Origin of the sequence: Bacillus sp. CECT 9360, from assembly GCF_918741275.1 — a bacterium.
In the GTDB taxonomy this organism is placed as follows: Bacteria; Bacillota; Bacilli; order Bacillales; family DSM-1321; genus Peribacillus.
Genome location: NZ_CAKKNA010000026.1, coordinates 1 through 11,409, shown reverse-complemented (window position 1 = coordinate 11,409; position 11,409 = coordinate 1). Strand labels below are relative to the sequence as shown.

The 11,409-nt window shown below is 43.5% G+C and carries 9 protein-coding genes and 5 tRNA genes; 13 read left to right on the top strand and 1 reads right to left on the bottom strand.

What is annotated here, in order from left to right:
- Positions 1-51: 51 nt before the first annotated feature.
- The 6 genes from LQ216_RS20130 (at position 52) to rocF (ending at position 1,686) form a co-directional block, all read left to right on the top strand.
- A tRNA-Thr gene (locus LQ216_RS20130) sits at positions 52-127 on the top strand.
- 22 nt (positions 128-149) lie between these two features.
- Positions 150-234, top strand: a tRNA-Tyr gene (locus LQ216_RS20125).
- An 82-nt stretch (positions 235-316) separates the two neighbouring features.
- Positions 317-391 (top strand) — tRNA-Gln (locus tag LQ216_RS20120).
- Positions 392-394: 3 nt separating this feature from the next.
- Positions 395-467: transfer RNA gene (locus LQ216_RS20115), tRNA-Lys, on the top strand.
- A 45-nt stretch (positions 468-512) separates the two neighbouring features.
- Positions 513-588: transfer RNA gene (locus tag LQ216_RS20110), tRNA-Ala, on the top strand.
- A 195-nt stretch (positions 589-783) separates the two neighbouring features.
- Positions 784-1,686: an arginase gene (gene rocF, locus LQ216_RS20105; protein ID WP_230131426.1), complete on the top strand. Its 903-nt coding sequence runs from the start codon at positions 784-786 to the stop codon at positions 1,684-1,686.
- Between the two features lie 290 nt (positions 1,687-1,976).
- Here rocF and LQ216_RS20100 read toward each other — a convergent pair whose 3' ends face one another.
- Complete coding sequence (locus tag LQ216_RS20100) at positions 1,977-2,165, bottom strand: aspartyl-phosphate phosphatase Spo0E family protein (protein WP_230131424.1); 189 nt, start codon at positions 2,163-2,165, stop codon at positions 1,977-1,979.
- Between the two features lie 158 nt (positions 2,166-2,323).
- Between LQ216_RS20100 and sigW the strand changes: the two genes are divergently transcribed.
- The 7 genes from sigW (at position 2,324) to LQ216_RS20065 (ending at position 11,044) form a co-directional block, all read left to right on the top strand.
- Entirely contained in the window at positions 2,324-2,887 is a 564-nt protein-coding gene (sigW, locus tag LQ216_RS20095; protein ID WP_230131422.1) for an RNA polymerase sigma factor SigW, read from the top strand.
- A gap of 15 nt (positions 2,888-2,902) precedes the next feature.
- Positions 2,903-3,511, top strand: a complete 609-nt coding sequence (locus LQ216_RS20090; RefSeq protein ID WP_230131420.1) for an anti-sigma factor — start codon at positions 2,903-2,905, stop codon at positions 3,509-3,511.
- 220 nt (positions 3,512-3,731) lie between these two features.
- On the top strand, positions 3,732-4,553 hold the full coding sequence (cdaA, locus tag LQ216_RS20085) for a diadenylate cyclase CdaA (RefSeq protein ID WP_230131419.1): 822 nt from the start codon (positions 3,732-3,734) through the stop codon (positions 4,551-4,553).
- Positions 4,546-5,847: a CdaR family protein gene (locus LQ216_RS20080; protein ID WP_230131416.1), complete on the top strand. Its 1,302-nt coding sequence runs from the start codon at positions 4,546-4,548 to the stop codon at positions 5,845-5,847. Before cdaA ends, LQ216_RS20080 begins: the two co-directional genes overlap by 8 nt.
- 51 nt (positions 5,848-5,898) lie before the next feature.
- On the top strand, positions 5,899-7,248 hold the full coding sequence (gene glmM / locus LQ216_RS20075; protein WP_230131414.1) for a phosphoglucosamine mutase: 1,350 nt from the start codon (positions 5,899-5,901) through the stop codon (positions 7,246-7,248).
- 450 nt (positions 7,249-7,698) lie between these two features.
- On the top strand, positions 7,699-9,501 hold the full coding sequence (gene glmS, locus LQ216_RS20070) for a glutamine--fructose-6-phosphate transaminase (isomerizing) (RefSeq protein WP_230131412.1): 1,803 nt from the start codon (positions 7,699-7,701) through the stop codon (positions 9,499-9,501).
- A gap of 184 nt (positions 9,502-9,685) precedes the next feature.
- On the top strand, positions 9,686-11,044 hold the full coding sequence (locus tag LQ216_RS20065; protein WP_230131410.1) for an IS1182 family transposase: 1,359 nt from the start codon (positions 9,686-9,688) through the stop codon (positions 11,042-11,044).
- Positions 11,045-11,409: the final 365 nt, after the last annotated feature.

The following is an 11,409-nucleotide window of genomic DNA, read 5'->3' as shown; positions in this document are numbered from 1 at the left end:
TCTGCCTTACAAGCAGAGGGTCGGCGGTTCGATCCCGTCATCCTCCACCATGCCGGTGTAGCTCAATTGGTAGAGCAACTGACTTGTAATCAGTAGGTTGGGGGTTCAAGTCCTCTTGCCGGCACCATTTTTATCTTTGAATTATATGTGGAGGGGTAGCGAAGTGGCTAAACGCGGCGGACTGTAAATCCGCTCCCTCCGGGTTCGGCGGTTCGAATCCGTCCCCCTCCACCATTAAAAACCTTGTGGATCAGTTATATGTTCTCTATAAGAGGGGATTATATGATTACCACCTGTTTTTTTATAAGACTATTTTTGGGCTATAGCCAAGCGGTAAGGCAACGGACTTTGACTCCGTCATGCGTTGGTTCGAATCCAGCTAGCCCAGCCATAGGAGCCATTAGCTCAGTTGGTAGAGCATCTGACTTTTAATCAGAGGGTCGAAGGTTCGAGTCCTTCATGGCTCACTTTCTAGTGAAAAAAGCTACATCTATTAAATGGTCGTTATCAATGGGGCCTTAGCTCAGCTGGGAGAGCGCCTGCCTTGCACGCAGGAGGTCAGCGGTTCGATCCCGCTAGGCTCCACCATCAACTACATAGACCAAACTTTCGTCTTAAACCTTTTCGGTTTAGGACTTTTTTTATTCTATACACTTTATTGGTAAGTGGTCTTTTCATTTTATAGGAAATTGAAACCGTATACTTATGCATAAATTTGTCGAGTTGAACCATATGGATATTCAGATATATTATAGAATAGTAAGAAAGGGGGCGTATAGACAGATGACGACTAAAAAAATATCCATCATTGGATTACCTATGGATCTTGGACAAACGCGTCGTGGCGTAGATATGGGACCGAGTGCTATACGTTATGCCGGAGTGGTTGAAAGATTGGAAGCTCTGGAAATAGAAGTGGATGACTTGGGAGATATCGTTGTGGGAAGACCCAGGCTGATTGAAAACCCAAATTCCAATTTAAAAAATCTTGAATTAGTAGCTAAAGGGAATGAAATGCTAGCCGAACAAGTAGATAAGATTATTCAGGATAACGCTTTTCCGCTCGTATTAGGCGGGGATCACAGCATTGCGATCGGAACACTCGCTGGTGTGGCCAAGCATTATCAGAGTCTGGGCGTAATTTGGTACGATGCACATGGGGACTTAAACACTGAAGAAACGTCACCCTCAGGCAATATTCATGGCATGCCGCTTGCAGTAAGCATCGGATTGGGCCATCCTGATCTCGTTAACCTTCACGGGTTTACTCCAAAAATAAAGCCTGAAAATGTCGTTATTATAGGCGCGCGATCCTTGGACCAAGGTGAACGGGAATTGATAAATTCCAAAGGTATCAAAGTTTTCACCATGCATGAAATCGACCGTCTAGGAATGACTAAAGTAATGGAAGCAGCGATCCATTATTTGAAGGAGCGGACAGATGGAGTCCATTTATCATTAGATTTGGACGGATTAGATCCGCAAGATGCGCCAGGAGTCGGAACTCCGGTAAACGGAGGGATAAGCTACCGGGAAAGCCATCTCGCTATGGAAATGCTCGCCGAGTCTAAAATTGTGACTTCGGCCGAATTTGTAGAGGTTAACCCGATCCTGGATGAAAGAAATAAAACGGCAACTGTAGCCGTTGCTTTAATGGGTTCTCTATTTGGAGAAAAACTACTCTAAAAAAATGAAACAGTAACCGCCGGGTTACTGTTTTTTTAAAAAGATATGAAAGTATCACTTTTTTAAATTTGATAGGTGTCTAGCTACGACGTACAGACGTGCTAGTGCCGACGAAGACATAAGGACGTGGCGATCTAGTCGGCCAACGCCGAAGTTCCTCTAAAGCCACACCGCTCCAGAGCTTCCACAGGATGTTCCTTACTTTGAAATCCTGCGCGGGGCGTCTTATGCCTGTTGCACTAGCACTGGATGTGCTGGTGTCGATGTAAGACATAAGGATGTGGCAGCTTTTAGTCGACGGTCCTTATAAAAGAGCGTTTGCGCTTTTCTGTTAGGTGAAGATACTGATTTATAAGCAAATCAAGTTCTGTACTAGCTTCTATTACTTTGTGATCGATCATGGAAGAGGTATAAGAAGCTTGATTAATCATTTTTTCTCTGCATTCCTCAATATTACGCAAAAGCTGTTCCGCAGTCATTTGGCATTCCTCTCTTTCAAGTCATCGTTTTTTTATATTACCGCTTTTTTTATTTCATAAACATATATCGGCATGGTTTGTTAAAATTAAAGTGAAACCTTTTTAGCTTGCGATTCGTAAATATCGTATAGCCGCATGAAGCGGAGGTAAAGTGGCGAATGGAAGAATTAATAAAAAAGAGAATTAAACAAGTCTTGAAGGGAGATCAAGACGCATTTGGGGAGATTGTCGAGCTGTATAAGGACAAAGTATTCCAAATCTGTTTCAGGATGCTCGGGAATAGGCATGAAGCGGAAGATATGGCCCAGGAAGCGTTCGTGAGGGCATATGTTAATATTCAAAGTTTCAATATTAACATGAAGTTCTCCACATGGCTGTATCGAATTGCCACAAACCTGTGCATAGACCGGATTCGCAAAAAGAAACCGGATTTTTATCTGGATGCCCAAGTGGCAGGTGCAGATGGCTTAGATATGTACTCCCAAATTGCCGCTGATACGGCTCTGCCGGAAGAAGAAGTAGAGTCCTTGGAGCTGCAGGAAACCATTCAGGCCGAAATACTTAAGCTGCCCGAAAAATACAGATTACCAATCGTATTAAAATATATTGAGGAATTATCGCTGAAGGAAATTAGTGAAATCTTGGACTTACCTGTAGGAACTGTCAAAACGAGAATACATCGCGGCCGGGAAGCGCTGAGAAACCAGCTGCGTCATTTATAGAAGAAGGTGAGACATATGAAATGCCCTGAAATCATCGACTTTATGCATGCATATTTAGATGAAGATATTAAGAAGGAAGACGAGGATATTTTACGAGAGCATCTGCGTGGCTGCCAGGATTGCCAGACCCATTTTCATGAGCTGAAAAAAGCGGTTGCCCTCGTTCAAAGCACTTCGAGAATATCGGCTCCGTCTGATTTTACTCAGAGAGTTAGGGCCAGCCTGCCAAAAGAAAAGAAAAAGATAGGCGCCGAGCGCTGGTTAAAGAACCATCCATTTTTGACAGCTGCCTCTTTGTTCCTTGTTTTGATGGCGGGAACGATGTTCGGAACATATAACCAGGATCAGAGTTTTTCTGTTTCCAAACAGCCCAACCTGGTTGTTGAAAATGAGACCGTGATTGTCCCACTTGGGGAAACGGTCAATGGGGATGTAGTTGTCCAAAATGGAGACATTCGGATAGAGGGGGATGTTAAAGGCGATGTAACCGTCATTAACGGACACAATTACCTGGCTTCAGCCGGAAGTGTCACCGGTGATATTGAAGAGGTAGATCAAATATTCGAATGGCTCTGGTTTAAAATAAAAAATACAAGCAAAGCCATTTTCCAAGTAGAAGATTAACGTTCAAAACAGCTGTCCCCCATTAGCAGATAAGACTTCAAGCGAAGAGAGCATTTCCTCTTCAACCTCTGAAGTCACTGCAGATAGGGGGCAGTTTTTTTCGGACAAGCCAAATCGAGGCACTATAATATTTAGAAGTATCAGAAGAAACTATGGTATAATACTAAAGTTACATGCTAGAACATGTATTTACGAACATCGCCCGACTGGAGGAAGTAACATGTCATTATCCAATTTTACTTTCCTGGATTATATAGTGAATTTCATTGATATTCTCCTTGTTTGGTTTGTGATATATAAACTATTAATGGTCATTCGAGGCACGAAGGCTGTTCAACTGTTGAAAGGCATTTTTGTGATTGTGGTGGTACATAGCCTGAGCAGCCTGATTGGATTGAATACGCTTGGATGGTTGATGCAACAAGCAATGACATGGGGATTTCTTGCAATCATTATCATTTTTCAGCCTGAACTGCGCCGGGCCCTTGAACAATTGGGCAGAGGCAAATTATTCACCCGCGGTGCCGGACAGGAAGAAGAAGAGCAGGACCGGTTAGTAGAAGCATTAATTAAAGCCGCTTCTTACATGGCGAAGAGACGGATCGGAGCGCTTATTTCGATTGAGCGGGAAACAGGTCTTAATGATTATATTGAAACGGGGACCCCGCTGAGATCAGAAATTTCGAGTGAATTACTGATTAATTTATTTATCCCGAATACCCCTTTGCACGACGGAGCCGTGATTATCCAAAACAACCAGGTAGCGGCCGCAGCCTGTTATCTACCGCTTTCGGAAAGCCCCTTTATTTCAAAGGAACTTGGCACAAGGCATCGCGCTGCCCTTGGAGTGAGCGAAGTAACAGATTGTATTACGATCGTCGTCTCAGAAGAAACAGGCTCGATCTCTCTCACCAAGAATGGGGAGCTGCATCGTGAATTGGATCAGGATGAATTCAAGGAAATCTTAACAAGAGAACTTATCATGGAAAATAAACCATCTTCTTCAGTACGCTGGAATTGGAGGGGAAAGAAAAATGGATAGATTTATGAACAGCCCATGGTTTTTTCGAATTGTCGCTTTTGCCTTAGCTGGTCTTTTATTTACTTCCGTTAATTTTGAATCTGACTCCAGCAAGAGGTCGCTTGGTTTAAATACACCGGGACAAAAGGATACCGAAACAATCGAAGATATCCCTGTCGAGATTGACTACGACCAGGAGAATCTCGTAGTTACCGGCGCTCCGCAAACTGTGGATGTTACATTTGAAGGAACAAAAGCACAGTTGATTACCGTGAAAAATCAACGTGAATTTAGAGTATACATCGATTTATCGGATCCTGACATTACTGTTGGAGAAAAAAGGGTCCCTTTAAAAATAGAGGATATTAATGAAAAGGTGAAAGCAACCATTAGCCCAAAATACGCCACAGTCACGGTTCAGGAAAGAGTGACGAAGGAATTTTCGGTTGAGCCGGAATTTAACCGTTCTTTACTGGAAGAAGGATATACAGTGGAGAAGGCTGTTGTTAGCCCGAAAACGGTTAAAATTACCGGTGCCAAAGATGTGATTGAGAGAGTATCATTTGTGAAAGCGAATGTAGAGCTTAATAATGGCGTAAGTGAAAATATAAACAGACAGGCGACTGTACAGGCCTTTGATCGGGATTTAAACAAGCTTGATGTGCTGATTGAGCCTGAAGAAGTGACTGTATCAGTCGATATTAGCATTCCCTCGAAAAAGGTGCCGATCGTACCGGTGCAAACCGGAACCCCGGATAATGGCGTTACGGTTACGGGCATAAGTGTGGATCCAAATGAAATCACGCTGTATGGGAAAGAATCCGTTCTCAATGCCATTAACGAAGTAAGATTGCCTGTGTCTGTTAATGATGTAGAAGGCAATACTGAGATTGAGGTACCTATCATCATGCCTGATAATGTCCAAAAAATGTCCAGGGATATGGCCACTGTCAATATCAGAACAGAAAAACAAGATTCCGTGGGCAATGAAGAGGAAGCACCAGAGGACGAGGAAGCTGCGGCACAGACAAAGACCATTAATAACCTGTTGATACAGCCTGTCGGGCTGAACGATGACATGGAGCTGGAATTCGTCTCCCCACGTCAGGGGCGATCAAATATTACTCTTTCAGGAGACCCGGATGAACTAAGAAAAGTTACCGCCTCCAACATTCGTCTCTCCATTAACGTAGAGAGATTGAAAGAAGGAAGACATGAAGTTGCCATCCAGGTAAACGCGCCAAACAAAGTGAAGTGGGTGCTGCCGGCGCGAAATGCAACGGTCTCAATCACCCAAAAAAATGAAGAAACGTAATACGCCAATCACGAACAGTTCAAAGAACAATTCAAATAAGGAGCGATATTGATGGGTAAATATTTTGGTACAGACGGAGTCAGAGGGGTTGCGAACAGCGAATTAACTCCTGAGCTTGCTTTTAAACTCGGCCGCTTTGGCGGATACGTGCTGACGAAAGATACAAAGCGTCCGAAGGTACTAATCGGCCGTGATACGCGAATATCGGGACATATGCTGGAAGGCGCTCTTGTGGCTGGGTTATTGTCCATCGGCGCTGAAGTCATGCGTCTTGGTGTGATTTCTACTCCCGGAGTAGCTTATTTGACAAAGGCATTAAGCGCGGAAGCGGGCGTGATGATTTCCGCTTCCCATAATCCGGTTGCGGATAATGGGATTAAATTTTTCGGGCCGGATGGTTTTAAGCTGTCTGATGAGCAGGAAGAAGAAATCGAACGGTTGATGGATTTAGATGCGGATGAGCTTCCTCGACCTGTCGGCGGTGACCTAGGTCATATGAACGACTATTTTGAGGGCGGTCAAAAGTATATTCAATACTTAAAGCATACGGTTGATGAGGACTTTGCCGGTATTCATATCGCTCTTGACTGTGCACACGGAGCGACTTCTTCATTGGCGACTTATCTATTTGCGGATTTAGATGCCGATACATCTACCATGGGAGCAAGTCCGAATGGCCTCAATATCAATGAAGGCGTCGGTTCAACTCATCCGGAAGCATTAGCTGCATTTTTACAAGAAAAAGGTGCGGATATCGGCCTCTCTTTTGACGGCGATGGGGATCGTTTGATTGCGATCGATGAAAAGGGAGATATCGTGGACGGCGATCAAATTATGTATATCTGCGCGAAATACATGAAAGAACATAACCGCTTAAAACACTCTACGGTTGTGTCTACGGTCATGAGCAATCTAGGGTTTTACAAAGGGTTAGAGCCGCATGGAATCCAGAGTAAGCAAACAGCTGTAGGTGACCGCTATGTAGTTGAAGAAATGAGAAAAGGCGGATACAACCTTGGCGGCGAGCAGTCCGGACATATTATTTTCCTTGATTACAACACGACAGGTGATGGCTTATTAACAGGATTGCAGCTTGTCAATATCATGAAAGTAACAAAAAAATCTCTTTCCGAGCTTGCGGCTGAAATGAAGAAATTTCCGCAAAAGCTTGTGAACATCAGAGTTACCGATAAACATGGAGTGACTGAAAATGCCAAGGTCCAGAAGATTATCAGCGAGGTTGAAGCTGAAATGAATGGAAATGGAAGAATCCTCGTCAGACCATCCGGCACAGAGCCGTTGGTGCGCGTGATGGCGGAAGCTCCGACCGAAGAGCAATGCCGGCAATATGTAGATCGCATCGCTGCTGTCGTAAAAGAGGAAATGGGACTGGATGATTAAGTCGGGTATGCATAAGAGGAACTTCTTTTCCTCTTATGCATATTTTTATATAGAACGTTGTTTCAACTAGAGACTGGAAGGGAAAAACGTGGTAGTAAACATTGTCTTGACGGATACTAGGGAATGGGGTATGATTATCCTGTTTTTGCAGATCAGTCGCAAAAATATGTCCAAATATATCAGGAAGGAGAACAGACTAAAGAAACATCTTAAAGCGCCTGAACTAAGCTTGGACGGAAATGCTTAGTTGACGAGGAGGAGGTTTATCGAAGTTCGGCGGATGCCTCCCGGCTGCACGTGCACAGCCGCAAGAATTTCTATCTTAAAACAGCGGGGCAACCTGCTGCACAAAGGATAGGAACTGCACACATAAAAAATATACAGAGATAAGGGGGCAGTAATGCCCTCGTGCATTACTGTTCCCGAATCGGTATTGGAGGAACACGATTTATGTGTGGAATTGTCGGTTATATTGGAAATAATGATTCAAAAGAAATCTTATTAAAAGGGTTAGAAAAGCTTGAGTACAGAGGTTACGATTCTGCCGGTATCGCGGTAAAGAATGAAACTGGGGTTCAGGTATTCAAGGAAAAAGGACGCATTGCCGACCTTCGCGCTATTGTCGACGGAAATGTAATGGCGCATACAGGCATCGGTCATACCCGCTGGGCAACTCACGGCGTTCCTAGCCAGTACAATGCACATCCGCATCAAAGTACGACTGGCCGCCTAACTCTTGTTCACAACGGCGTTATCGAAAACTATGATCTTTTGAAGCGTGAATATTTACAGAACGTGGACTTCCAAAGTGACACGGATACAGAGGTTGTCGTTCACCTTATCGAAAAATTCGTCCTGGACGGATTAGAGGTTGAAGAAGCATTCCGTAAAACATTGACGCTATTAAAAGGTTCATATGCCTTCGCATTATTAGACAACCAAAACGATGAGACGATTTTTGTCGCAAAAAATAAAAGCCCGCTGCTTGTAGGTGTTGGAGAAGGCTTCAACGTAGTCGCTTCTGATGCGATGGCCATGCTGCAGGTAACGGATCAATACCTTGAGCTAATGGATAAAGAAATGGTCATCGTTACAAAAGAAAAGGTGACGATCCAAACCCTTGACGGTCAGGAAGTCATCCGAGAGCCATTCACGGCAGAATTGGATGCAAGCGATATTGAAAAGGGCACATACCCGCACTATATGCTAAAAGAAATTGACGAGCAGCCTGCGGTTATGCGTAAGATCATCCAGGCATACCAGGATGAAACAGGCAAGCTTGCCATCGATTATAATATTGCCGAAGCGATGAGCGAGGCGGACCGTGTCTATATCATTGCTGCCGGAACTAGTTATCATGCAGGCCTGGTTGGAAAACAACTGATCGAAAATATGGCGAAAATACCGGTAGAAGTTCATATTGCTTCTGAGTTTGTATACAATATGCCGTTGCTTTCTAAAAATCCATTGTTTATCTTCATTTCCCAAAGTGGGGAAACAGCAGACAGCCGTGCCGTTCTTGTAGCGATCAAGGAGCTTGGTTATAAAGCTCTGACGGTTACGAACGTACCTGGCTCGACGCTTTCCCGTGAAGCGGATTACACGTTGCTGCTACATGCAGGCCCGGAAATTGCCGTTGCTTCAACAAAGGCATATACAGCTCAAATTGCTGTACTTGCTATTTTGGCAGATGTAACAGCTAAATTCCGCAAACAAGGTGTTGATTTCGATCTTGTCCATGAGCTTGGAATTGTCGCAACTGTTATGGAAGCACTTGTCGACTCCAAAGACGAAATGGAAGAGATCGCACGTGAATATCTGTCTGTAACAAGAAATGCTTTCTTTATCGGACGCGCAATGGACTATTTTGTAGGCGTTGAAGGGGCTCTAAAGCTGAAAGAAATCTCTTACATCCAAGCAGAAGGATTCGCAGGCGGCGAATTAAAGCACGGTACAATCGCTCTTATCGAAGAGGGAACACCCGTCTTTGCCCTTGCAACCCAAGCAAATGTTGCCTTAAGCATCCGCGGCAACGTCAAAGAAGTTGCAGCCCGCGGAGCCTACCCATGCATCATCTCCATGAAGGGCCTCGATACCGAAGAGGACACCTTCGTCATTCCGGAAGTGCATGGACTATTAACACCTCTTGTCTCTGTCATACCATTCCAGTTAATTGCTTACTATGCAGCGCTGCACCGCGATTGTGATGTGGATAAGCCACGTAACTTGGCGAAGTCGGTTACTGTGGAGTAAGGAAGAAGTTTACTTTTAAAAATATTGTTTTGAGACAACTCAAACATAACAACTCGGTTATAATCTAAAAAACTGGTCAGGAAACTGACCAGTTCAGACTGTAGACAAACTCGATGAAAATCGAGTTTGCCTACAGTCTTTTTTGTTTTAAAATATAAATAGAATAATACTTGAGGTGATGAAGATGCTTTCCAAACATAATTCCATTCAACGTGATCAAATTGAAATGATTGCTTTAGACCAGTTGGTTCCTGCGAATCATTTAGTCCGAAAAATGGAGGCAGCCATTGATTTCTCTTTTATTTATGACTTGGTGAAAGATGTGTATTCTGAAGTCGGTCGCCCAAGTATTGACCCTGTGATTTTGATTAAACTGACATTTATTCAATATACATTTGGCATTCGCTCGATGCGTCAAACGATTGAAGAATTGAAAACAAACATGGCCTATCGTTGGTTTTTAGGCTATGGCTTCCATGATAAAGTGCCTCATTTCTCTACTTTTGGTAAAAACTATGAGCGTCGCTTTCAAGATACAGACCTATTCGAACAGATATTCTATCGTATAGTAAAAACGGCAACGGAGAAAAAATTGATTAGTGCTGAACATGTCTTTATTGATTCCACACACGTCAAAGCGAGTGCGAATAAGCATAAATTCGAGAAGAAAGTCATGCGTAAAGAAACTCGTGCCTATCAAGAACGTCTTCAAGAAGAAATCAACCAAGACCGTGAAGATCATGGCAAAAAGCCGTTCCCACAGGACAAGTTTGATAAAGAAGAATCAAAGGAAATCAAAGAAAGCACAACCGATCCGGAGAGTGGCTACTATGTCAAAGACGAACGTACAAAACAGTTCGCCTATTCTTTTCATGCGGCCTCAGACCGTAACGGCTTTGTGTTGGGGACGATTGTGACACCGGGCAACACGCATGATAGTCAAATCTTAGAGCCATTAGTGGAACAAGTGATCGAGGAAATTGGAAAACCTAAAGCTGTTGCGGCAGATGCAGCTTATAAAACACCGGCCATCACGAAATACTTAATCGATAATGAAATGACACCTGCTTTACCCTATACGCGGCCACGTACGAAAGATGGGTTTTTCCGAAAACACGAATATGTTTATGATGAGCACTTTGACTGTTATTTGTGCCCGGCAGGTGAAATTTTGACATACTCCACAACGACGAAAGAAGGCTATCGTGAGTACAAGTCACCGAAGCACATTTGCGCCACTTGTCCATTTCTAGCTCAATGTACAGAGAGTAAAAATCATCAAAAAGTGGTGACACGTCATATTTGGCAAGAGTATGTAGAGGAAGCCGACCATCTTCGTCATCACAAAGATGTAAAACCTATCTATGCGAAACGCAAAGAAACGATTGAGCGCGTGTTCGCAGATGCAAAAGAAAAGCATGGTATGCGTTGGACAACGTTAAGGGGACTTAAAAAATTGTCGATGCAGGCGATGCTTACTTTCGCTGCCATGAATTTAAAGAAGATGGCCAACTGGACTTGGAAAGGTCCAGAAATGGCCTAATAAATGAGGCTAAGAAAGGTCATTTCACACTCAAAATAGAGAAAATTAGAGAAAATCACCAAAAGGGGTTCGGAATGAGACCATTCCGAACCCCTTTTGTCGACAATCTGAACTGGTCAGGAAACTGACCAGTTTTTTTTATTCAATAATTAAGTTTGTTTAGTATAATTTTTTCTACAATGGAACAACGATTATTTGTTATGTTCGTATTTGTTCCTTCTTTAACTAAAGCACCCGGTCGTAATATAAGGTTAGCCAGATATTTCTGGTTGACCTTTTTATTTATGGTCTTAATATTACGGTAGTCGGGGTAGAACGTCGCACCCGTGGGTTAAATCCCGTCAACTAAACTGTTCACCCCCTAC